Source organism: Pseudoalteromonas phenolica (genome assembly GCF_001444405.1).
In the GTDB taxonomy this organism is placed as follows: Bacteria; Pseudomonadota; Gammaproteobacteria; order Enterobacterales; family Alteromonadaceae; genus Pseudoalteromonas; species Pseudoalteromonas phenolica.
On record NZ_CP013187.1, the window covers coordinates 1537342 to 1561282 of the forward strand.

A 23941-nucleotide genomic window follows, 5' to 3' on the forward strand; every position below is an offset into this window, starting at 1 on the left:
TGTTAAGGGAGAATGTGTGTTAGAGCAAATTTGGCAAGACTTATCAGCATTGCCTTCCTATCTAATTGACGCTAACAAGCGCATATATATTCCGTATTTACTTAGTGCGGTTGTTATGGCGTTTTTTGTTTATGCACAAATTGAAAAGTCGAAAAGTGGTAAAGGTTTTTTGCGTTTTTTATTTCCTAGAGATGTTTGGTTGTGTAAAAGTGCGAAATTAGATTACACACTGTTAATAACTAATAAAGTAATTAAAGCTGCAACGTTTGCCCCGCTCGTATTAACAATGGTACCAGTTGCGATAGCTGTTACAGATTTTCTAGAATGGGTGCTCGGTAAACCGCTTATGTTGCAGTGGCCAGAAGCAAGTGTGATTGCTTTTTTTACACTCATACTATTTTTGCTTGATGATTTCACCCGATATTTATTGCATTTGTTACTTCATAAAGTGCCATTTTTATGGGAGTTCCATAAAGTTCACCACTCAGCGAAGGTGCTGACACCATTTACTATTTATCGAACCCATCCTGTTGAGAGCTATTTATATGCTTGTAGAATGGCTGTAACGCAGGGGATCGCTGTTGGTGTGGGCTTTCATCTATTTGGCACTTCGTTGAGCATGTTCGACATTCTAGGTGCAAATGCCTTTGTATTCTTGTTTAATATTTTTGGTGCTAATTTAAGACACTCCCACATTTGGTTTAGTTGGGGAGACAAATTAGAAGGGTGGTTTATTAGCCCAGCTCAACATCAGGTTCATCACAGCGATAATCCTAAGCACTTTGATACTAACTTAGGTTCAGCATTGGCTATTTGGGACAAGCTAGGTGGGACTTTAATAAAAGCATCTGAGGCTGGCAAAGTAAGTATTGGCGTTGGTAAATATGACGCTAAACATGATTCTGTTTATGCAATTTATTGGTTACCAATAAAGCTAGCTGTTCTCACTCTTATACCTAAGAAAGTTATTAAAAAAGAAGTTTTAAAAGAGAAAGAAACAAATAAGTAATACTCAGTAGGAAAGAAGATAGGCTGGCGACGGGCATTGCCAGCCTATAAGTCGGAGAGTAGGCTCCCCAATTAATTAATGAACGACTTTGCTTTGTTTATAAAAGCCAAGGTCATTAAGTGTTTCAATTATTTTCGGGTCATCTAATCTAGATGGGGCTGATTCTTTTCTCAAAAAATGATCAGCAGGAACACTGTGCATATCTAACATTTTATTAAATAGTACAGTGCGAATTGTCAGCGCTGTCATTCCGTTGTCCTGCAGCTCGTCAAGTCGGCTTTGCAGATCCATAAAAGGACTTGCTTTAACGTCATCCACCACGGCCGAAAAATTTAATTCTGCCTTACTTTTACGCATCAATGCCTCTCGCTTGCCAAAAATTCCAAAAAATAAGAGCTTAATGTCTGTCTGATTTATACAAAAATTGTGTTTAAAATAGAGACTTAGCTCATAAGACCGTTCCAGTTTACTCTTTTTTTGAGCATGATTTCTACGGCACTTGTAAAGCTTTGTAAATCGGCTTGCATTTTAAAGAATTAGTATAGTTAGACGTCTAGATGTAAGTTGTTGAGAGGTAAATAGAAATAGTTATCAGTACCCAGTACGATACTGATAACTATTATTCATATTAATTAAATATTTTTTGACTAACATGTTCAGCGAAGCCACTACCAGCTTCTAAGTAGAAGTTATAGGTAAATTCTACCCCCATTTCTTCAAGCTCACGCTGTTGGTCTGGATAGTATGCAATTGCACTTACACGACCGCTGAAACCCGATGCTCTCAATTGTTCTAAAGCAAAAATGTTTTGCATATGTTTAGGCATGGCTAACATAACCATGTCAACGTCAGAGTGATTCATGCGCTGCCAGAAATCCGGATCTGTCGCATCAGCGAGTAAAACACGACGGTTGCGCTTCACATGCTTTTCAACGACTTCCGGTTTGATATCAATACCAGCTACCTTACCAGGGTGCGACGCTTCTATGGTTTCATAAGCACCCGTACCAATTCTGCCCATACCGAAGATTACAATTTTAGTGTCGGTTAAATTAACCGGTAGCTCTTCTTCTAATCGCTTGTCGCTTTCAAATCTCAATAACCAAGGCTCGAGTTTCACGTATAACTCATTTGCGCGTTTATTAAGGGGAGAGGCAATGACAAAGGTAATAGAAACTGCTATCGCTACAACAGCTAACCAATCGCTAGTTATTAACCCTGTAGAAGCTGCTACGGCACAAACGATTAAACCAAACTCGCTATAATTTGAAAGTGTGAATGCACTCAGCAAAGAGGTGCGTGCTCTTAGCTTAAATAGGTTCGTTAATACGTAATACATAATTACTTTAATTGGTAAAACTAAAATTAGCATAACCGCAACTAACAGTGCATTAGGTGTAATATTTGCGTTTAGGCCAATATTTAAGAAAAAGCCGACAAGTAAAATGTCTTTCACATTGAGTAATGATTTAGATAACTCACTGGCTTTTTTATGTGGGGCAAACATCATACCTATGATAAGAGCACCTAAATCGCCTTTTAACCCTGCAAATTCGAAAGCATGGTAGCCAATTACCAAGGCGAAGAAAAAACCGAAGAGAGGTAACAGTTCACCGTGTTTAGAGCGATTTAGCACCCAGAACATGACGGGTCTGAATAAAGGCAGTGCGACTAAAAGTCCAAGCGCCCAGATATTTGGCATTTTCCCCGTGCTGACAGCCAAAAAGATAACCGCGAAAATATCTTGCATAACCAAGATGCCAATGGCTATTTTACCATGTAAGGCAGACATTTCACCGCGCTCTTCTAGTACCTTTACCGCAAATACGGTACTTGAGAAGCTAAATGCAAAACCCACAAGCAAAGCACTTGAGGTATCTAAAGTGCTGAATAGGGGCAGTGAAGCCGCACCTAATAACAATAACAGGCTGGCAAAAAATGCAGTGCTTAAAACAATGTGCAGTGTTGCTGGACCCCAGACCTGAGGCTTAACTAAATTACCAACTTTTAGTTTTAGGCCAATGCTAAACAAAAGAATTGTGACACCGAGATCAGCTAACTGTGTGAGTAAATCAGTTGTCTGATGACCCATAAGGTTCAAGACAAACCCAGCCATTAAAAAACCAATTAATGGTGGTAACTTGAGTTGGTAAATAGAAAATCCGCAAGCGAATGCGACAGCAAAAAACAACAGTTCCATATTCAATATATTTAAGCGAAATTGATTAGTCATATTAGCAAAACTGACTGATTTATAAATCAAAACTTTAGGCTAATACTGCGTAAAATCTGACTAACTTGTTATCAGTGATAGATATTTGCATTAAAAACAAAAATTTTCGCTGACAAGATTTAATAAATGTGGTTAAGATGCAGTTAGAAGGAATAATCTCTACAGGAGAGGCGATGTTTAAAAAAATCCTTGCATCTGTGGGTATCGGGGCTGCGAAGGTCGATACTATTTTAGAAACTGAGCACTTATATCCAGGTCAAAAGTTTCAAGCACAAATTATTGTTGAAGGCGGAGATGTTGAACAACAGGTATCCGGCTTAGAATTAGCACTGATGACTCGAGTCAAAGTTGAGTCAGATGATGGCGAATATTTTACCAATCATGTTTTAGATAAGTGGCGTATTTCAGAGCAATTTGTAATTTCGCCTGGGGAAAAGAAAGTAATCCCGTTTGAAGCTAGGCTGCATTCAGAAACTCCGATCACTGAGCTAAACGCTGGCTATAATCATTCGTTTGTTTGGGTTGAAACCGGTCTGGATATTGATTTGGCCATTGATCCTAATGACAAAGACACTTTGCATATTTACCCGAACGAAGCTGTCAAAGCTTGTATGCAGGCCATGGACAAACTCGGTTTCAGCTTAGTAAAAGCGGATGTTGAAAAAGGGTATCTGAGAGCCTCTAGCTTTCAATCAACATCAGGTTGCTATCAAGAGCTAGAATATAGGCCAAATAGCCGTTCTTTATTTGGTATTCAAGAGATTGAGTTATCATTTGTGCCTGAAGCACACAAAACTCACGTATTAATAGAACTTGATCGTGCATTTAGAGGCGATGGGTATGTTGATCTAACGATTGAGCATGACCATGTGAATGTATCTCAATTATGTGATCAGTTAGAAAGACTATTTAACTAAATTCGTACCTATTATTTTATTAAAAGCCTAGCTAGCATGGTTTAGCTAGGTTTTTTTATCGGTGAAAAACATGAATTGGTATACAAAGAAATTTTCGGAGTTAGATACTCTGACATTTTATAAGCTTGCTAAAGCTAGAGTGGATATTTTTGTTGTTGAGCAAGCGTGCGCTTACCCTGAATTAGATGACGTTGATATTTTGGAAGAGACGCAACATATTTACTGTTTAGATAATGATGGTGAGGTCGTCGCATATTCACGTTGCTATCTAAAAGCGTCGAAGGTTACTGCGATTGGTAGAGTAATTATTACTGAACAAAACAGAGGGAAAGGTCTCGCATCAGTATTGATGAAGGAGTCATTGAATGTATGTGCTAAATTATGGCCTGAATGCAAAGTACAACTGAGTGCACAGACACATCTTGCACCTTTTTATCAAAGGTTAGGCTTTAAACCGATCTCTGACAGTTATCTTGAAGACGGGATACCACATACAGATATGGAATTAGCACAATAAAAAAGCGAGTTTATTACTCGCTTTTTTAGATTTCTAGCTCTGATTAGAACGAATGTATAAACACCATTGCAATAGCTAATGGGCATACAAACTTGATGTACCAAGGCCAGACTTTCCAAAACAGTGTACTTTCTGCTTCAGCATGACCATTTTTAATCTCAGCGAGTAGTTTATTTCTATGCCAGATCCAACCAACAAAAATACAACAAAGCATGCCAATTAACGGTTGAGAGAATTGCGTTGTCAGGCTTATCACAAAACCGAATAAAGCTGAGAAGTTAAAAATAATGGTGAAACTGACAAGAGAAATGATCCCGCCGATTATCCATGTAGCTTGAACACGGCCCAATGCAAATTTTTCAACAGCATAAGAGACGGGCGCTTCAAGCATTGAAATAGACGACGTCAGAGCTGCAATACTCATAAGAGCAAAGAAAGCAAAGCCAACAAAATAGCCAATATCTCCCATGCTAGTAAAAAGAGCAGGCAATACTTGGAACACTAAAGTGTCTTCAGATAGCAGTGCGCCAGATTCGGAGAAAATAGCCACACCTTGCGCTTGTGCTACATACATAGCAGGAATAATTAAAAGACCTGCTACAAATGCAATCAGTACGTCAATAAGCGTGACATAGGCACCCAATGAAACTAAGTTTTCTTTTTTGCTTATGTAAGAGCCATAAATAATCATCACACTTGTACCCAAAGACAGTGAGAAAAACGCTTGACCAAGTGCGCTAACCAAAAGTTGCGGATCTAATAAAGAATTAAAATCTGGCACTAAATAGGCCTTTAAGCCCTCCATTGCGCCTTCTTGAGTCATTACATAGATTATAAGCAGTGCTAAAATACTCAGCAGAGCTGGCATTAGGCGCTTTGACCACTTCTCAATGCCGTTTTCAACGCCTTTACTAATGATGGCAATTGTCAAGATAATGAATAAGCTAGTAAATATAAGGTCGCGTGGAAGTGACTGAGTGTTAAGCCATGTCGATGTACTTACAAGGCCAGTTACTGCAGCAATTGGCTCAACCGTAGCGCTAAACATCCAGCCGGCAACAATAGCATAAAAACTAAGGATCAAACCTGCACAAATAATACCGCCAAAACCAACGGTAAATGCAAATTTTTTCTGTAATGGTGAGTTAGCTAATTTTTGTAAAGAAGACACGGCGTTCGCTTGGCCATGACGACCAATGACTAATTCGGCCATTAAAGCCGGGTAAGCTAAACAAAAAGCTAAAATAAGATAAACTAGGACGAATGCAGCTCCACCGTTAGAGGCGGTTTGAGTTGGGAAGCCCCAAATGTTACCAAGTCCAACAGCCGATCCTGCGGCAGCCATAATAAAGCCAAAGCGAGAACTGAACTCGCCTCTAATACTACTCATATGTTGTTATTCTTTTATATTCTAAGGGATGGCTGTCAATCTACTGCAAATGATGAAAAATAAAAAGACCTTGTCTGAAATCAATACATCATAAATGATGATCAGTTCGGTCTTTTTGGTAGTTGTATCGTAAATTTAGCGCCACCTAAGCTTTCAGACTGAGATACAGAGACTTTGCCATGATGCCAATCTACCACTTTATTGACAATCGCAAGTCCAAGTCCATAGCTTTTTCCTGCACGATTTCGGTGATTTTCTTCTTGAAAGAAAGGACTAAATACTTTGTGCCAGTTCTCTGGCGCTATACCCGGGCCATCGTCTTCTATTTCTATGTAAATATATTGTGAGTCATAGTAACTAGAAATTTGTATATGCTTGGTAGCAAAATCACAAGCATTACTGAGTAAGTTAGTAATAGCACGGGCTAGCCAATGTAAGTCTGCAGTTATTTCGAATTTGGTATTCAGTTCTGTCAGTAACGACAGTTCAGCTTTTTGAAGTTTAGGCTGAATTTGTAAGCTGACATCATGTAAGTAATGAGAGGCTTGTGTTGTTTCAAAATTTAATAAATGAGACTTTTGCTCTAATGTTGCAAAGGATAAATAAGACTTCAGCATATCCTCCATTTGATCTAAGTCTTTTTCCATTCTAAGTAGAATTTCATTCACCTTTTTATTGTCAGGCTCATCTATGGCTGCATCCAAAGCGAAACGCATACAGGCAACAGGCGTTCGAATGTCATGAGATAAACTTGAAGCCATAAGTTTGTTTTCTGCCATCAGCTTTTCGATTTTGCTCGCCATGCCATTAAATGTAAGTTCAACGTCTTTAATGTAAGTAAAATGGTTTGGGTTAATACGAGCAGAAAAATCACCGGCAGCAAACTGTTTCGCTTTACTTGTTAAGACGTTCAGCCGTTTAGCGAGCGGTGACAATATGAACCACATAAAAGTACATACACCAGAATAAAATAACAAGGTCAGTAGCGCATCACTGTTTTGCTCTTGTTCTGGTTTTGAAAGACGCAACTCGACATAATCTGGCATAAGATTTTCGGATGATTTAAGTAGATAAAAGCCAATCTCGTCTTCAAGAAGCAGACCTTGAGGGGTAAACATTTCGTTTTTTAGCTCAGAGGGAAGGGCAAGACTTTGACCATCTTTATAACTTACGTTTAGTGAAAACTCTTGACTGATTGTGTTGGCGAATGAAGCACGTTGCTTCGCCGGCTGTCTTTCCAGTTGTTTGATGAACCCACCTGTTATATTTCTTTGCCAATGAAAGTTATCATCTGGAGAGAAGGCTTGTTGATTAAACGTATCAATTAGCCAGCCTAAAACGACGATAGATAAAAGCGCACTGGTAAGTAAATAAAGGTAGAGTTTTTTCAAATTGGTAACGCCAAACTATAAGAAGGACAAAACCAACATTCCTGAGAATGTTGGTCTCAATTTCAAAGGTTAGATCACCAAGCAGTTGGTACCATTAAATAACCTTTTCCCCAGACTGTCTTGAATTTTTCTGGATGCTGAGGGTCATCATTAAACTTCTTTCTAAGTGCGGATATAAGGACATCAACGCTTCTGTCTAAACCATCGTATTCTCGGCCTTTGGTTGCTTTAAATACCGCATCTCGAGAGACTACCTCACCCGCATTACTTGCTAAAAAGTGCAGTAATAAATATTCAGCACTCGAAATCGCAACTTCAGACCCGTCAACGGTTACTTTTCTGGCTAAAGTATCAATGTGTAATGCACCGACTTGAATGTTGTCATCATCGACCTCTGCTGTGGAAGATGATTGTTCAGCAGCTCTGAGTAGAGATTTGATCCTTGCAAGCAGCGCACGAGGTCTAACAGGTTTGATAACATAATCACTGGCTCCAACCTCCAAGCCGATAACTTCGTCCATTTCCTCGTCTTTGGCTGTCATCATTACGATCGGCTTACTGTAAAACTGGCGCAGATCTCGACAAACACTAATACCATCTTGACCTGGAAGCATAATATCAAGCAGCACAATGTCAGGAGACACATCTTTAACCATGGCCACAGCTTTGTCGCCTCTGTGACATATATGTGTAGTATAACCTTGGTTATCTAGGTATTCGGCTACCCATTGAGCCAAAGACTCATCATCTTCAACAAGTAAAATAGTGGCGTAGTTTTCCATGTTTCCCTCACTAAAACCAATCACTTAAAAATGCACTATACATTTACAGTGAAGGTATTCAGGCAATTTTATTTTGATTTATTATAAGAATTATAAGCAACAAAACTGCTTGAATACTGTAAAAAAATGTTTAACGCACTTTTAGCTTCGCCATTAGCTCAGCGATAAGATGTGCTTCAATATTATTTGTCACAGCAGCAACCTCCTGATTATTGCATAAACCAGATACTTTTGTTAAAGGCGAAGTTTGATAAACGACTTGGTACTTGGGTATTGAGACTTTTTGATCAAATCGTTGTTTACGAGCGGTTTCTGTATTATGTAAATTGATAAAATCTACAACGGCTTGTTCATTTGTAATCACCTGCTGCTGTGTAAACTTATACACAACGGGTTCATCTATAAAAGTTTGGCTGTTTATATTTGCCTGCGCAATCCAAACAACATCCGCGCTTTTTTTGTGATTTAAGCGAAAGCTGACTTTAACTTCATAGTTGCTACATTGTTTGGATTGATTATTTTTTATTACATCAGCGCTTTTTGATTTTATCTTTTTGTTCGACTCCAGCTGCAAATCAATATCATTAGTTCTTTCTACTGAAAGTTGCTGCACGTTAAGAATATAATCAGCGTCGTTATTATTGGCTATGACTAAACCTAATTCAGAAAGCTGGTCGATTACAACTTGATATTGTGATTCCGTTAGTTGAAGAGACTTAGGGTCAACCCAGACACGGTTATTTTTGTAAATTGGGTGAGCAGGTAGTTGCACTGATTTTATTCTCACCGGATTCTTTTTGGTCTTATAAGTCAAAAAAACGACTTCTTTTTTTAATAAAGGCTTTTTAGGTAGTTTGAGTTCTGGCGCCAACTGAGGGGTAAAGCTACATGCAGAACTAAGTAATAAACCAATTCCAAGTATCGACAACTTACGCATTAAATTTCCTCAGATTAATAATTTATGCCCAAACACAAGACAACAAACGACAAAATGTTAGAATGCCGTTATGAAAACAGGAGCAATTTTTATGAAGACCCTGATTTACGCAGTTATGGGGCTCTTCACCGTTGAATGTTTGGCATCAAATAAAAACGAAAATACTGAACAACAACAGTGGCAGCAATTTGTAAATCGCTATTCTAAGCAAGTCGAAACAAAACTAAAAGAAAAATCCATACCAGGTGCGGCATTAAGTATCGTTCAAGGAGAAGATAGTTATTTTCAAAAGGGCTTTGGACGCACTAAAGTCAAGCAAGGTCGAAAAGTTGATGCGCATACGCGATTTCGCTTGGCATCAGTATCAAAAACATTCGCGGGTTCATTAACCGCTAAATTAGCAGCTGAAGGAAAAATTGATTTAGACCGAGCAATCAGTCATTACTTGCCGCAAGCACGCGATTCAAGATTTGAAAATCTTAAGGTTTACAATTTATTGAGCCATTCTAGCGGTATCGTGCCTAATGCTTATGATAACTTGGTTGAATCTAGAATGAGTTACATAGATATTACAGATAAGCTTTTTGATATTCAGCCTATTTGTAAACCTAGTATATGTTACGGCTATCAAAATGTGATGTTCAGTTTGATTGATAGGGTGATAAAAGCCAAAACAGGCCTAGATTACAAAACCTGGGTTGAAGAGTTTTTATTTGCGCCTCTTGGAATGCGAGATGGTGGTGTAGGGTTAGAAAACTTAACTAAAGACAAAAATTTCGCAGCACCTCATGTTCTGGGTAGAAAGCGATGGCATACAGCTAGATTAAAAAGCAATTATTACAAAGTGCTCCCTGCTGCTGGTGTGAATGCAAGTGCTGCAGATATGGTGTTTTGGCTAAAAGCCCAATTAGGGCACTTTCCGAAAGTATTGTCATTAGATGCATTGACCGTTCAATCAAGGCCTTATGTGCAAACAAAGAGAGAGCTTAAAAGACGAATTTGGCGAAAGCATGTTAAAGAAGCGCACTATGGATTAGGTTGGCGAATATACGACTTTGAAGGCACATTATTGTTTTATCATAGTGGATGGGTTCAGGGTTATCGAACAGATATTGTGGTCATTCCATCAATGAACATAGGCTATAGTATGTTGCTTAACGCTGAGAGTGGCTTAATCAACGAATTAACAGTTGAATTTATTAAAAAGGCGATTGAGTGGAAGGAAACGTCAACAGCAGATGCTGTTGACGAGTAAGCTTAGCGAGGAAGTTGAATTTTCTTATCTTCGCTTTGGCGATATAACACGATAACGTGACCAATCACTTGTACTTTATGCGCTTTTGTTTCTCTTACAATTGCGTCAAAAATGAGTTGCTTAGTTTCTCTGTCATTCGTAGGTACCTTCACTTTGATTAATTCGTGAATGTCTAAAGAATGATCAATTTCTAACATTACGCCTTCAGTTAGCCCATTTGCACCTAGTAAAACTACTGGTTTTAGTGGGTGAGCTAGACCTTTTAGGTACTGTTTCTGTTTATTTGATAATGTCATATTGGTAATATTTACTAATCTTAGGCTTGAATTATCGCTATTCTACCGCCATCTAGAGAATATTACTAATGAGTTGCAGTTAATATGGCAAATAAAAAGCACTCAGCGAGCTCAAAACGCTGGTTAAAAGAACATGTTGATGATCCTTATGTTCATGAAGCACAAAAACGAGGTTTCCGTTCACGTGCAATTTTCAAATTAGAAGAAATACAACAGAAAGATAAACTTCTTAGACCTGGTATGACTGTAGTGGATCTGGGTGCAGCACCAGGAAGTTGGTCGCAATATCTAGCTGAAGAAGTGAGTGATAAAGGGCAGGTTATTGCTTGTGACATTTTACCCATGGATTCATTGGCTGGCGTAGACTTTTTACAAGGCGACTTCAGAGAAGAATCGGTACTTGATGCATTATTAGGTCGTATTAATGGCAAAAATGTTGACGTGGTATTTTCAGATATGGCGCCGAATATGAGTGGCAACATGAGTACAGACCAAGCTGGTAGTATGTATTTAGTTGAGCTAGCGTTAGATATGTGCCATCAGGTGCTAAAACCGAATGGCGCATTTGCAGTAAAAGTTTTCCAAGGTGAAGGTTTTGATCAATTTGTACAAGAAGTACGTAATTGTTTTAAAGTGGTCAAAATTCGTAAACCTAAAGCATCGCGTCCACGATCTAGAGAAGTATATATAGTGGCGACAGGTTACAAACTGTAGTACAGTTGAAGTGCATTATAGTTGAATTTAAATAATTTTTAGATACAAGAGGTTAACTCCTTGAGCGACATGGCAAAGAACTTAATACTCTGGTTGGTTATCGCAGTTGTGCTGATGACAGTGTTCCAGAGCTTCAATGGAAACGATCAAATTGATCGTCAAACGAGTTACACGCAGTTTGTAAAAGAAGTGCGTAGTGGTGCAGTACGTGATGTAAACATCGACAGAAGTACAGGCACTATCTCAGGTGTTAAAGGAAACGGTGAACGCTTCCAGACGATCATGCCTATGTATGATGAGGATTTAATTAACGATTTGCTTAAAAATGATGTAAACGTCAAGGGCGTTGCACCTGAAGAGCAGTCATTCCTAGCAAACATCTTTATCTCATGGTTCCCAATGTTATTGCTTATTGGTGTATGGATTTTCTTCATGCGTCAAATGCAAGGCGGTGGCGGCAAAGGCGCTATGTCATTTGGTAAGAGTAAAGCGCGTTTAATGGGCGAAGATCAAGTTAAGACAACATTTGCTGATGTTGCTGGCTGTGACGAAGCAAAAGAAGATGTTACAGAACTTGTAGACTTCTTACGTGACCCTTCTAAATTCCAAAAATTAGGTGGTAGCATTCCTAAGGGCGTACTAATGGTAGGTCCTCCAGGTACAGGTAAAACACTACTTGCTAAAGCAGTTGCTGGTGAAGCTAAAGTGCCTTTCTTTACAATTTCAGGTTCTGATTTTGTAGAAATGTTCGTAGGTGTAGGTGCATCACGTGTTCGTGATATGTTCGAACAAGCAAAGAAAGCAGCTCCTTGTATCATCTTCATCGATGAAATCGATGCTGTTGGTCGTAAGCGTGGTGCTGGCATGGGCGGTGGTCACGATGAGCGTGAACAAACACTAAACCAAATGCTTGTAGAAATGGACGGTTTTGAGGGTAATGAAGGCATTATCGTGATTGCTGCTACTAACCGCCCAGACGTACTTGACCCTGCACTACTTCGTCCTGGCCGTTTTGACCGTCAAGTTGTGGTTGGTTTACCAGACATTAGAGGCCGTGAGCAAATTCTTAATGTTCATATGCGCAAAGTACCACTAGATGAAAATGTACAAGCATCAGTGATTGCACGTGGTACACCTGGTTTCTCAGGTGCAGACCTTGCAAACCTTGTAAATGAAGCTGCATTATTTGCTGCGCGTGGCAACAAGCGCAAAGTGAGCATGGCTGAGTTTGATGCAGCCAAAGATAAAATCATGATGGGTGCTGAGCGTAAATCTATGGTGATGAGCGAGCACGAGAAAGAAATGACCGCTTACCACGAAGCTGGTCACGCCATTGTGGGCCGTCTGGTACCAGAACATGATCCAGTTTACAAAGTATCAATTATTCCTCGTGGTCGCGCACTAGGTGTGACAATGTACTTACCTGAGCAAGATCGCGTAAGTCATTCTAAAGAACATTTAGAATCTATGCTTTCAAGCCTATATGGTGGTCGAATTGCAGAAGCATTGATTTATGGTGATGACAAAGTTACCACTGGTGCAAGTAATGATATCGAGCGTGCAACAGACATCGCTAAGAAAATGGTTACTCAATGGGGTTTAAGTTCTAAACTTGGTCCTCAAATGTACCTAGAAGAGCAAGGCGAAATGTACATGGGTGGTGGTTCTCACCGTATGTCTGGTATGTCAGATGAAACAGCTAAGTTGATTGACTCTGAAATCAAAGACTTTGTTACTCGTAACTACGATCGTGCAGAACAAATCCTAAAAGACAATATGGATATCCTGCACAGCATGAAAGATGCGTTAATGAAGTATGAAACCATCGATGCAGGTCAAATTGACGACCTTATGGAACGCAAAGAGGTGCGTCCACCTCGTGATGCGCACGATCAGAAACCTGAGCCTAAAGCAAAAGTTGATTCTAAGCCTGAAGCTAAGCCTGAACCTGAATCAACAGAATCTGAGCCAGCATCGAGACCAACAAATGAGCTTGATGATAGCAAAGAGTAATTAATCTCAATAAGAGCCCCGATTTATCGGGGCTTTTTATTTTAATTTCTTCACTTAGCATATAGAATTGCGTTTAGTAATTTTTACCTTTTATTTCGAAACTTCTTTTGAGAATTAGGTTAAATAAATACGTTAAAGGACGCTTCTAAATCACATGACCCAATTATCTCTTCCAAGAAACAGAACGCTTGATTTAACTAAACCGATTATCATGGGTATTGTTAATGTTACACCTGATTCATTTTCAGATGGTGGCAATTACAATTCTGCTGAGGATGCGTTTAAACAAGCTATGCGTTTAATTGAAGAAGGAGCAGAAATTCTGGATATTGGTGGTGAGTCTACCCGACCAGGTGCACCTGACGTTGCACTTCAAGAAGAGCTGCAACGTGTTATACCGGTAATCAAGCGTATACGAGAAGCATCTGATTGTGTGATTTCAATTGATACCAGTAAAGCTGCTGTCATGGAAGCGGCCATTGAAGCCGGTGCAGACATTATTAATGATGTAAGAGCGCTTCAAGAGCCTGGCGCATTAGAAGTTGCAGCAAAACATTCCGATGTACCCGTTTGTTTAATGCATATGCAAGGTCAACCTCGCACGATGCAAGCAAACCCAACCTATGAAAACCTTATTTCAGAGATAAACCAGTTTTTTGAAGAGCGAGTTTTAACGTGCAGTAAAGCTGGCATTAATCAAAACAGGATTATACTTGACCCTGGCTTTGGTTTCGGTAAAACACTGAATCATAACTTTGAAATTTTAGACAAATTCAAAGAATTTTCGACACTGGGTTTGCCACTATTGGCAGGCTTATCTCGTAAATCTATGTTTGGACAACTTTTGAATAGAGAAACACATGAACGCGTTGCGGCCAGTTTAGCTGGTGCATTGTTATGTGCTCAAAAAGGCGCACATATTATCCGCGTTCATGATGTGAAAGAAACGGCTGATGTCATTGGTGTATGGCAAGCAGCAAGAAATGGAGTAACACCCTTATGACAACAAGAAAGTATTTCGGCACTGATGGTGTTCGAGGTCTAGTCGGCGAATTTCCAATTACGCCCGAGTTCGCACTAAAATTAGGCTGGGCAGCTGGTAAAGTTTTATCTAAATCTGGTACTAAAAAAGTAATTATTGGTAAAGATACCCGTATTTCAGGTTATCTTCTTGAAACATCACTAGAAGCAGGATTAATTGCTGCGGGCATTGATGTTGTTTTACTTGGCCCTATGCCAACGCCAGCAGTTGCGTATTTAACGCAAACATTTCGTGCTGAAGCAGGTATTGTGATCAGTGCATCTCACAACCCATACCATGACAATGGTATTAAGTTCTTCAATGGTAAAGGTTTAAAGCTTGGAGATGAAGTTGAGCTTGAAATCGAGGCTATGCTTGATGAAGAAATGACTTGTGTGCCTTCTGAAAAACTCGGTAAAGCACGTCGCCTAGACAACGCAGATGGCCGTTATATTGAATTTTGTAAAGGCTTATTTCCGAATGAATTGTCTTTAGAGGGCTTAAAGGTCGTTCTTGATTGTGCAAACGGTGCAACTTATCACATTGCTCCTGATGTAATGCGTGAGTTAGGCGCGGAAGTTATTTGCCATGCCTGTGAGCCTAATGGCATAAACATCAATCTAGAATGCGGTGCAACGCATGTTGATAGTTTAAAGCAAAAAGTGTTAGAGCATAAAGCGGATGTTGGTATTGCATACGATGGTGATGGCGACCGTGTAATGATGGTTGACCACAATGGTCGTGTATTCGATGGCGATGACATCGTGTATATCATCGCGTGTCAGGCACACCAAGAGAATAATTTAGGCGGTGGTGTTGTTGGTACTGTGATGTCAAACATGGGCCTTGAAAACGCACTGAAGGCCAAAGGTATTGATTTTGCACGTAGTAAAGTTGGTGACCGTTACGTTATAGAGCTTCTGAAAGAAAAAGGCTGGAAGATTGGTGGTGAAAGTTCAGGTCATGTACTGAATCTCGACCTTATTTCAACTGGTGACGGTATTGTCTCAAGTTTGCAGGTATTGACGGCCATGGTCTCTCAAAATAAGACATTGAAAGACTTAGGTGCGGGCTTCCAAAAATATCCAATGAAAATGATCAATGTAAAGTATCAAGCTGGCACTGATCCAACACAAGCCGACGAAGTAAAAGCCGCAGTGAAAGAAGTAGAAACTGAGCTTGCTGGTAAAGGTCGAGTCCTTCTTCGTAAATCTGGTACAGAGCCTGTTGTACGCGTCATGGTTGAAGCGGAGCAAGAGAAGCAAGTGCTAGACTTCGCTCAAAAAATTGCCGAAGTTGTTGAAACTGTGAGCAATTAAACAAAATTTCAATTTTATTTCTTGTAACTTTGGGTGAGGCGAGTTAGTATCTCACCCGCTTTTGATGCGGAGTATCGTATGTCGCAACGTAAGCCAATTGTCGCTGGTAATTGGAAAATGAATGGTTCGGTAGAGCTTGTCGAAGAGATTTCTTCAAAGGTACTAAGCCAAATAGAAGAAAAAGCATCTCTTATTGTTTTTCCTCCAGCAATGCTTTTAAGCTCGGCAATTGAAAAAGGTTTTGTAACTGGCACGCAAACTGTATCTGAAAACAACTCAGGTGCATTTACAGGCGAAACTAGCGCAGAACTAGCAAAGCAACTTGGTGCAGAGTTTTCTCTTGTAGGTCACTCAGAAAGACGTAGCCTTTTTGGTGAGTCAAACGAAGTTGTAGCGAAAAAATTTAGCAAAGCACAAGAAAATGCCTTAACACCGATTTTATGTGTAGGTGAAACAGAATCTCAAAGAGAATCTGGAGAAACAGAACAAGTTGTTGCTGAGCAAATTAAAGCTGTAATTGAGCATTCAGGTATAGCATCACTGTCAAACTCTGTGATAGCATACGAGCCCGTTTGGGCAATTGGTACTGGTAAAACAGCATCACCTGAACAAGCACAAGCAGTGCATAAATTTATTCGAGATATGATTGCCGAGTATGATGGTCATATCGCAAATGAGCTTCGTATCCTATACGGTGGAAGCGTTAATGATTCTAACAGTGATTTGTTATTTGCACAGCCGGATATAGATGGTGGCCTAATTGGTGGCGCAAGTCTTAAGGCGGATGCTTTTTTAAGTATTTACAAAAGTGCATTAGGGAACGTATAAAATGTACGAGATATTATTGGTTGTTTACCTAATTATTTCTTTAGCTTTAGTTGGTATGATCTTAATCCAACAAGGTAAAGGCGCAGATATGGGCTCTTCATTCGGTGCAGGTGCTTCTGCGACAGTTTTCGGCTCTTCAGGTGCAGGAAACTTCATGACGAAGACAACAACAATCCTAGCGACTGTTTTCTTTGTATTGAGCATCATTTTAGGTAACTTAACAGCTGGTCAAATTAAAAAGACTGATGAGTGGGAAAATCTTTCAGCACCTGTAGCAACAGAAGCTGCACCTACTGAATCAGACGTACCAGTTTCGAACAATAATAACTCTGACGTTCCTAACTAAAGAATTTGCGGATGTGGTGGAATTGGTAGACACGCCATCTTGAGGGGGTGGTGGCTTCGGCCGTGGGGGTTCAAGTCCCCCCATCCGCACCAATTATAAAAAAACCAGCTATAAGCTGGTTTTTTTATGCCTGAAATTTACTAATGACGAAATCAATAAAAATACTTTGACTATTCAATAGCCTTGATTAACATAAGTCATCATTTTGCTCATTGAACTGTTATCTTGATCTTCCAAAATACTGCTGTATCACTTAGACATAAGCTCAAGGCAATTGAGTTAAATGAAAGCCAACTTATTTTACAATTACACAACGATACGCTTGCTTACTCATGGCAAGCGTTACAATGTTCGCCTCAATTACATAAAACACCTTTTAGTCATTTGATTGAGATACAACTTAATGCTGATGATACTTCTTACAAGCACCGTTTTGCAGCGCACAGTGATTGCCAAGGCCAGCTAGACAACTATTGGTGTAATGCAAATAAAGCGGATTTAGTTAATACAATTTCTAAAATTGAAGCACTGTTAAAGCAGTCATTTTTGTCACACCGAAAATGGTTGGCAATCAAAGACAAAGTTAAAGCCTTGGCTGTAAACTGGCTTGCTCGAGATCTAAAGTGCCAATTAACGGACGATATACAAAAAGCACTGGCATCTTTAAAAGAATTAGTTAGCTGGACAGAAACAGATATTGCAGAGTTTAAAAACAGCTTTATCAATTACAAAATGCGAGAGTATAAATCATTCTTTGATAGGCTTGAGCAACACCCGCTCACTGAAGCACAGCAGCGTGCCTGCATTATTCAAGATGACAGACAATTATTGCTGGCAGGCGCTGGTACGGGAAAAACCAGTGTCATTACAGCGAAATTTAAATACTTACTTCACACAAAGCAAGCCAAAGCGGCAGACCTATTAGTATTAGCCTATGGCAGTGATGCCAGTGAAGAGTTGCAAGCGAGGCTTGAAGAAAAAGATCAAGTCATGACTTTTCATAGTTTGGGCAAGCAAATCATAGCCGATGTAGAAGGTAGTGTGCCTAAGGTGTCTGAATTATCTACCAATCTTCAGGCTAAAACGGCGTTTATAATCGATACTCTACAAGCGCTATACTCTGACGATTCATTTAAGCAGCTGTTAATTGCATTTTTGCGAAATAACTTTGCCTACAAATTTGAAGGTGAGCTAAGTACATTTTTAAACTCGCCATTGAAAAACAAGTTTGTACAAACAATTTTCATGCTGATAAGTCTCTACAAACAAGCACATGCAATTGACAAAATTTCTGAGCTAGAGACAAGGTTTTCAGACGATTTAACCCTACTGAGACATTTTCTAGTTGAATATAATCTCTATTTATCAAATGAAAATAGCATCGATTTTGATGACATGATCATTCGTGCCAGACAATATACGCTAAGTGGTCAATATACTCCGCAATGGAAGTTTATTTTAGTTGATGAGTTTCAAGATATTTCACCAATGCGTGCTGAATTGGTGAAAGACTTATTGGCTAATAAATCAGGTAGCCAACTATTTGCAGTGGGTGATGATTGGCAATCAATCTACCGATTTAATGGCGGCGATATTCGTTATACCACAGAGTTTGCAAAACACTTTGGACATGCAACGACCACCCAACTCGATAAAACATTTCGTTATTCTCAGGCTTTACTTGATTTATCTGCTGAGTTTGTTTGTGCTAACCCACAACAAATTACCAAATCAATACAAGCTTTCTCATCAAACTCATTACCTGCTGTAAAAGAAGTCTTTCACACTGATCCAATGCAAGGGGTGTCAGAAGCATTTGGGTACATTGCAAATCAAGCACCGACCAATGCCAGTGTACTAATCTTAGCGAGAAGTCATGCTGCGCTACTAGATAAATCAACTCTACAAGCAATTGAGAGCCACTATCAGCAACTTTCTATAACACAGATGACATTCCATGCTGCAAAAGGAAAAGAGGCCGATTACGCGGTTTTAATTGGACTAGACAAGAAGTCATTGCCTTCAAGAGTGAAATCAGCACCTTTAGTTGAGGCTTTACTGCCTCAAGTAGAGCGATTTAAAGATGCAGAAGAGAGAAGACTGTTCTATGTCGCATTAACACGTGCCAAAAAGCAGTTGGTGCTGCTCATTCCTGAGCAGTCTCCGAGTGAGTTTGTGATGGAGTTAAACTACTAACACCAATCCGCAATAACACTTCATCATTTTGAGGGTTTAAACCTGACGCTAGCTTAATAAAAAATTTCTTATTTAGAACAACTGAATAGCAAAGTTTCGCCTCGCTATCGACAAGTTTTTCTTGCCTCAAAATAGACAACTTAGTTAAGCAGATTGGCATCACTTACAAAATCACAAATTACTGATTTTCTTATCGAGTTGATAGCCTTCATCCGTGACGATTTTTTCGAGTGTTTCAACCCGGCTTTTAAGGGCTGCGAGTTCTTTACGCATTTGTTCGGAGTCACCCGAGTGCTTAAGTGCTTTTTCTTTGAATGCGAGATAGCGTTTTACCCACTCTCCAACCATCCCTAATCCAACACAAATGAAAACGATCATCACGATCATAGTTGTTCCTGACATAACTGACTCCTACTAATAATTCTAATCTTAGAATAGCAGTCCTATTGAGTTAAGTTAGTGACAAAAGTCAGAGAAGGGAAGAACAGAGCTTCAATGAGGTTAACGGATTGTGCAACTGCAGTAGGTGATTGCAATTGCACAAAATTGACAATTAAGCTTCGTAAGGAAGAGGGTCGCTAGCGTTATTTAATGAAAATGCTTCTAAACGCTCTTGGCATGCGCCACATTTACCACAGGCTTTTTCACGACCGTTATAGCAAGTCCATGTGTTGCTATAATCTAAGCCCATTTTTAGACCATCGGTTAAAATTTCAATCTTTGAATTGTTTAAATATGGACAAACAATTTCAACTTCTTCGTAGTTAGCGATACGACATACGTCACTCATCTTTTCAACGAATTCCGGGCGACAGTCAGGATAGATGGCATGATCACCTGAGTGCGCGCCATAAAATACCTTGTTAGCTTTAAGCGATACCGCATAGCCTACCGCCAAAGAAAGTAAGATCATATTACGGTTAGGCACAACCGTACTTTTCATGCTTTCTTCTTCGTAATGGCCTTCAGGTACTTCAATGTCATCGGTCAGCGATGAGCCGCCAATAAGCTGATTGATAGCAGAAATATCAACAACCTTATGGTGCACGTTTAAATCAGCACAAACATTCGCAGCGACTTCTAACTCTTTCACATGGCGCTGGCCATAGTTGAACGATAACGCATACACGTCAAAGCCTGACTTAATTGCTTTGTTTAATACTGTGTAAGAGTCCATTCCACCAGAATAGATTACGACGACTTTTTCACTCATAAGATTATTGCCTCGAATTTGATAGAGGTTTGCTTCAGGGCGCGATATACTACACGGCCGCTGAAAAAATAACAATTTTCACGGCCGATTTTTTGAGTTTGCTATGTTGTATTGGAGCTGCTTTGTACAAAGTTAATGAGATTTTTGAAACCATCCAGGGTGAAGCGAGTTTTACTGGTGTGCCGTCGATATTTTTGCGTTTGCAGGGCTGCCCAGTGGGTTGTGCTTGGTGTGATACCAAACAAACGTGGGAAACTAACGGCACCTATCTTGTAACTTTAGGCGAAACAGTCGAAAAGAAAGCAGATTCTGAAAAGTGGGCAAATGCCAGTATTGACGACATCATCAATTTGTTCAAAGAGCGTGGTTATTTAGCAAAGCATGTGGTTATTACTGGTGGTGAACCCTGTATGTACGATTTAGTGCCTCTTTGCGAGCAACTTCATGTAGCAGGTTACACCACACAAATTGAAACCAGTGGCACCTTTGAAATTCTAGCACCTGAGTCAACTTGGGTAACCGTATCGCCAAAAATCAACATGCGCGGCGGCTATGATGTACTGACGTCAGCCATGCAAAGAGCAAATGAAATCAAACACCCAATCGCGATGCAAAAGCACGTTGATGAACTCGAAGCGTTATTCGAGCAAACAGGTGTGAGACCAGAGCTTATTTACTTACAGCCAATTAGCCAAAAAGCCAAAGCAACTAAACTGGCTATCGAAACTTGCTTAAAGAAAAACTGGCGTTTATCAGTGCAAGTGCACAAATATATTGGCATAAACTAATTATTCATTTGGTTAGTGCTCAAAAAAAAAAGCCCGTTTGAAACGGGCTTTTTTTGTGAAATATTTAAAATAAAGAATTTAAGTGCTTAGAAAAACTGCTTAGGTCGAACCAAGACTTACAGGCTTTGTGCATACATATACAAAGATTTTAAAATGCTCATTTTCTTTTCGTTACCATCATGTTGATGCAATAAATTCTCTAGCGTTAACATAAAATCTTCAGCGCCGATAGAAGGGTTATCTTCACCATGCATCAACTTGTTTTGGCAATATTTACGCCATACATCTAATTCGTGCGGCGTGAGCGTGTGAGGCCAATTACGAGCTCTGTACCTAAATAACATAGTGGTAAATTTGGGGTCATCAAACTCTAAATCAAATGAGCCTAAAGACTCAGGCGCCGCGTCTCTGATCATCGCAAACTTAGCTTTATCTGCTTTTGACGTAAAACCATTATAAAGCTGGTAATCAGGGTTCGTTGTGCTGCTAAAGTCCGCTTTATCGTTAAACACTTCCGCCACTTTGTCTCTTAATTCAGGGTGCGCTTTTAGCACTTTTAAATTTTCAAGACACTTTTCTCTGTCTATGCCTAAACGTGCTGCATTTTCAGGAAGCAGAGTTTTAGCTGGTGCCAAAATAGGACACTTATTTAAATGCACCAACTTAAGACCAACCGGTAATTCATCCTCACCTAAATCAGCATGCTTTGTATAAAGGCGCTCACGTAATTGCTCAACGTTTAAGTCAAGCAGCACTTGAGGATTTTCAGTTAAGTTAAAACACACCACGGCATTTTTATTCACTGGGTGAAAGCTCATTGGTGCAATCCAACTTGTACAGCCTTGAGTCGCAGGAATACGCGAAGAGGTATGTACCAGAGGTTGCATGTTATACACATCAACGAGATCAGCTAGCGCCTTCTTATTTCTTAATCCAAAGAAGAAATTAAACAGTTTAGGTTGCTTTTCTTTGATTAACTTAGCCAGCGCAATCGTTGCCGTTACATCGCTAAGCGCGTCGTGCGCTGCTGCGTGCTCTATGCCATTGGCAACGGTTAGCTCTTCGAGTTTAAAGCTTGGTGAGCCATCTTCTTTTAATGGCCACTCAATACCTTCAGGTCTCAATGCATAACAAGCACGCACTAAATCAATAATATCCCAACGGCTGTTACCGTTTTGCCATTCTCGCTCGTAAGGGTCATAGAAGTTTCTATACAATGAATAACGCGTTACTTCATCATCAAAGCGAATACTGTTGTAACCAGCCACACAGGTGTTAGGGCGGCTAAATTCAGCATGGATCTTTGCCATAAATTCAGCTTCAACCAAACCATGTTTAAGTGCATGTTGTGGTGTTATGCCAGTGATCAAACATGCTTCAGGATGAGGTAAATAATCAGGGGCAGGTTTGCAATATTCTATTAAAGGCTCACCGATAATGTTTAAATTGTAATCGGTGCGAATACCTGCAAATTGACTTGGGCGGTCTTTTTGTGGGTTTGCCCCCCAAGTCTCGAAGTCATACCAATAGATAGTAGGGATATCTTCAACGTTTTCTTGTGTGTGTAATTGGTTGTTTTCTTGCATAAATCTTTAGCTATCTACGGTGCTTATATGTAGGTTCATAACGCAAGCATAGTAACACATATGATAAATGGCTTCGATTTTTAAAATTAATATGAAGAGGGTTGAGCAAAGTATTAGCCTGAAACGTTCATTTTCAAACTGGGTATTTTTAGGTGTACTTAAGAAAAGAAAGCACTTAACAAATCAAAAAAAGCGCCCTCAGGCGCTTTGAACTTTAACGTACATTACTTTGGGATAATGGTTAAATCTCTGCGTGATGGAGTAGGGTATCAACTATGTCACTGAACTTGTTTGCAGGCTTTACAGTGTTAATATTTGCACCGCAAATTTTTGCTAAATCGATTAAATCAAAATAACCAACAAACGACGAGTTTGTGTCGTCTATAACTAATAAGAAGTCAGCACCACTTTGCTCTACGGTTTTGACAATGTGACCAACATTTGATTGCTCAACTTGTTGAAATGAAATTTGCTGTAATGATTGAATTGGGATCATCACATCGCCAACGTTTAAGTCCTTACGGTTACAATTGAGTCTGTCGGCAATTGATAAAATGTATCGACTACCTATTCTTGCCTTTGAAATTAGCCCAACAATATTGTTATGTGCATCAATCACAAAGCTCACTTTATGGTGAGTGCGATTTAAAATTAAGCTCGCTTCATCAATATCAGCGCCTAACTCAATATGTTGAATTGGATTAAGTACCAGGTTGCGCATCAATTGTAATGCAGGTTCATTTGCATCAAGTAAGTGCTGGTTAGTAGGAGAAGGTAATTGCTCAGTTACAAATGTTAAGTTGGCTGCAGGCTGAGTTTTTAAAGTCGTAAAAGCGTTCATAAGTCACCTCTGTATATAAATTAATAAGCACGAAAAAATCGGAATTAATTTAAATAAGGGGGTGCTCTTATTGATAAGTGGTGATTTGACTTCGTCGAGGGAAAGAGAGAATAAGTAAACTCACAAACCTCACCCGTAGCATCAGAAGGTAGAAGTTCATTGAGTATACTGTCGTCAAGATCAGTGCTGTTCGAGTTATCAAGGTCGGTAAAAATCGAAGTTACTGACGGCATTGAGTCGTACTGAACAGCTTTAGCTGTTGATACATTTATTAAGCTGATAACGCAAAGTAGCGCAATAATCTTAACTATGTTCATACAACACACTCGAATTAACCAATAACTTCAAT

General features: G+C 39.5%; 23 protein-coding genes and 1 tRNA gene. 13 read left to right on the top strand and 11 right to left on the bottom strand.

The window, feature by feature from the left end; all coding sequences use genetic code 11:
• The first annotated feature begins 16 nt into the window (after nucleotides 1-16).
• Nucleotides 17-1009, top strand: coding sequence for a sterol desaturase family protein (locus PP2015_RS06765; RefSeq protein ID WP_058029544.1), 993 nt, complete (start codon nucleotides 17-19; stop codon nucleotides 1007-1009).
• A gap of 75 nt (nucleotides 1010-1084) precedes the next feature.
• On the opposite strand, the gene PP2015_RS06770 is transcribed toward PP2015_RS06765, so the two are convergent.
• Together PP2015_RS06770 and PP2015_RS06775 are read right to left on the bottom strand one after the other, a co-directional pair.
• Nucleotides 1085-1366: a hypothetical protein gene (locus tag PP2015_RS06770; protein WP_058029545.1), complete on the bottom strand. Its 282-nt coding sequence runs from the start codon at nucleotides 1364-1366 to the stop codon at nucleotides 1085-1087.
• Between the two features lie 271 nt (nucleotides 1367-1637).
• Nucleotides 1638-3209 carry a cation:proton antiporter family protein gene (locus tag PP2015_RS06775; protein WP_058031569.1) on the bottom strand — a complete coding sequence of 524 codons (1572 nt, stop codon included), beginning with the start codon at nucleotides 3207-3209 and terminating at the stop codon, nucleotides 1638-1640.
• A 206-nt stretch (nucleotides 3210-3415) separates the two neighbouring features.
• Between PP2015_RS06775 and PP2015_RS06780 the strand changes: the two genes are divergently transcribed.
• Nucleotides 3416-4159: a sporulation protein gene (locus tag PP2015_RS06780; protein WP_058029546.1), complete on the top strand. Its 744-nt coding sequence runs from the start codon at nucleotides 3416-3418 to the stop codon at nucleotides 4157-4159.
• A gap of 70 nt (nucleotides 4160-4229) precedes the next feature.
• Nucleotides 4230-4676, top strand: coding sequence for a GNAT family N-acetyltransferase (locus PP2015_RS06785; protein ID WP_058029547.1), 447 nt, complete (start codon nucleotides 4230-4232; stop codon nucleotides 4674-4676).
• Between the two features lie 43 nt (nucleotides 4677-4719).
• On the opposite strand, the gene PP2015_RS06790 is transcribed toward PP2015_RS06785, so the two are convergent.
• From PP2015_RS06790 to PP2015_RS06805, 4 genes are all read right to left on the bottom strand, one after another.
• Nucleotides 4720-6066, bottom strand: a complete 1347-nt coding sequence (locus PP2015_RS06790) for a sodium-dependent transporter (protein WP_058029548.1) — start codon at nucleotides 6064-6066, stop codon at nucleotides 4720-4722.
• 101 nt (nucleotides 6067-6167) lie between these two features.
• A complete protein-coding gene (locus PP2015_RS06795; protein ID WP_058029549.1) occupies nucleotides 6168-7457 on the bottom strand; it encodes a HAMP domain-containing sensor histidine kinase in 1290 nt (429 codons plus the stop codon).
• 74 nt (nucleotides 7458-7531) lie between these two features.
• Nucleotides 7532-8239, bottom strand: a complete 708-nt coding sequence (locus PP2015_RS06800; RefSeq protein WP_058029550.1) for a response regulator — start codon at nucleotides 8237-8239, stop codon at nucleotides 7532-7534.
• Nucleotides 8240-8369: 130 nt separating this feature from the next.
• Nucleotides 8370-9176 (bottom strand): hypothetical protein, encoded by an 807-nt coding sequence (locus PP2015_RS06805; RefSeq protein ID WP_058029551.1) that lies wholly within the window; start codon nucleotides 9174-9176, stop codon nucleotides 8370-8372.
• 91 nt (nucleotides 9177-9267) lie between these two features.
• Between PP2015_RS06805 and PP2015_RS06810 the strand changes: the two genes are divergently transcribed.
• Nucleotides 9268-10431 carry a serine hydrolase domain-containing protein gene (locus PP2015_RS06810; protein WP_083496537.1) on the top strand — a complete coding sequence of 388 codons (1164 nt, stop codon included), beginning with the start codon at nucleotides 9268-9270 and terminating at the stop codon, nucleotides 10429-10431.
• Nucleotides 10432-10433: 2 nt separating this feature from the next.
• Here PP2015_RS06810 and yhbY read toward each other — a convergent pair whose 3' ends face one another.
• Entirely contained in the window at nucleotides 10434-10727 is a 294-nt protein-coding gene (gene yhbY / locus PP2015_RS06815; RefSeq protein ID WP_058029553.1) for a ribosome assembly RNA-binding protein YhbY, read from the bottom strand.
• An 84-nt stretch (nucleotides 10728-10811) separates the two neighbouring features.
• On the opposite strand from yhbY, the gene rlmE reads away from it, so the two are divergent.
• From rlmE to PP2015_RS06855, 8 genes are all read left to right on the top strand, one after another.
• On the top strand, nucleotides 10812-11441 hold the full coding sequence (rlmE, locus tag PP2015_RS06820) for a 23S rRNA (uridine(2552)-2'-O)-methyltransferase RlmE (protein WP_058029554.1): 630 nt from the start codon (nucleotides 10812-10814) through the stop codon (nucleotides 11439-11441).
• Between the two features lie 69 nt (nucleotides 11442-11510).
• Nucleotides 11511-13454 carry an ATP-dependent zinc metalloprotease FtsH gene (gene ftsH / locus PP2015_RS06825; protein ID WP_058029555.1) on the top strand — a complete coding sequence of 648 codons (1944 nt, stop codon included), beginning with the start codon at nucleotides 11511-11513 and terminating at the stop codon, nucleotides 13452-13454.
• Nucleotides 13455-13608: 154 nt separating this feature from the next.
• Nucleotides 13609-14457 carry a dihydropteroate synthase gene (folP, locus tag PP2015_RS06830; RefSeq protein WP_058029556.1) on the top strand — a complete coding sequence of 283 codons (849 nt, stop codon included), beginning with the start codon at nucleotides 13609-13611 and terminating at the stop codon, nucleotides 14455-14457.
• Nucleotides 14454-15794 (top strand): phosphoglucosamine mutase, encoded by a 1341-nt coding sequence (gene glmM / locus PP2015_RS06835; protein ID WP_058029557.1) that lies wholly within the window; start codon nucleotides 14454-14456, stop codon nucleotides 15792-15794. Before folP ends, glmM begins: the two co-directional genes overlap by 4 nt.
• A gap of 78 nt (nucleotides 15795-15872) precedes the next feature.
• Nucleotides 15873-16622 carry a triose-phosphate isomerase gene (gene tpiA / locus PP2015_RS06840; RefSeq protein WP_058029558.1) on the top strand — a complete coding sequence of 250 codons (750 nt, stop codon included), beginning with the start codon at nucleotides 15873-15875 and terminating at the stop codon, nucleotides 16620-16622.
• Between the two features lies 1 nt (nucleotide 16623).
• On the top strand, nucleotides 16624-16968 hold the full coding sequence (gene secG, locus PP2015_RS06845) for a preprotein translocase subunit SecG (RefSeq protein WP_058029559.1): 345 nt from the start codon (nucleotides 16624-16626) through the stop codon (nucleotides 16966-16968).
• Between the two features lie 7 nt (nucleotides 16969-16975).
• Nucleotides 16976-17060: transfer RNA gene (locus tag PP2015_RS06850), tRNA-Leu, on the top strand.
• A 133-nt stretch (nucleotides 17061-17193) separates the two neighbouring features.
• Nucleotides 17194-19164 (top strand): UvrD-helicase domain-containing protein, encoded by a 1971-nt coding sequence (locus tag PP2015_RS06855; protein WP_058029560.1) that lies wholly within the window; start codon nucleotides 17194-17196, stop codon nucleotides 19162-19164.
• 171 nt (nucleotides 19165-19335) lie between these two features.
• Here PP2015_RS06855 and PP2015_RS06860 read toward each other — a convergent pair whose 3' ends face one another.
• Both PP2015_RS06860 and queC read right to left on the bottom strand, forming a co-directional pair.
• Nucleotides 19336-19566 (bottom strand): hypothetical protein, encoded by a 231-nt coding sequence (locus PP2015_RS06860; RefSeq protein ID WP_058029561.1) that lies wholly within the window; start codon nucleotides 19564-19566, stop codon nucleotides 19336-19338.
• Nucleotides 19567-19717: 151 nt separating this feature from the next.
• Nucleotides 19718-20377, bottom strand: a complete 660-nt coding sequence (gene queC, locus PP2015_RS06865) for a 7-cyano-7-deazaguanine synthase QueC (protein ID WP_058029562.1) — start codon at nucleotides 20375-20377, stop codon at nucleotides 19718-19720.
• 122 nt (nucleotides 20378-20499) lie between these two features.
• Here queC and queE point away from each other — a divergent pair, with 122 nt between their 5' ends.
• On the top strand, nucleotides 20500-21165 hold the full coding sequence (gene queE / locus PP2015_RS06870; protein ID WP_058029563.1) for a 7-carboxy-7-deazaguanine synthase QueE: 666 nt from the start codon (nucleotides 20500-20502) through the stop codon (nucleotides 21163-21165).
• A 116-nt stretch (nucleotides 21166-21281) separates the two neighbouring features.
• On the opposite strand, the gene sbcB is transcribed toward queE, so the two are convergent.
• Nucleotides 21282-22751, bottom strand: coding sequence for an exodeoxyribonuclease I (gene sbcB / locus PP2015_RS06875; RefSeq protein ID WP_058029564.1), 1470 nt, complete (start codon nucleotides 22749-22751; stop codon nucleotides 21282-21284).
• A 241-nt stretch (nucleotides 22752-22992) separates the two neighbouring features.
• On the bottom strand, nucleotides 22993-23592 hold the full coding sequence (locus PP2015_RS06880) for a CBS domain-containing protein (protein WP_058029565.1): 600 nt from the start codon (nucleotides 23590-23592) through the stop codon (nucleotides 22993-22995).
• Nucleotides 23593-23941 lie beyond the last annotated feature (349 nt).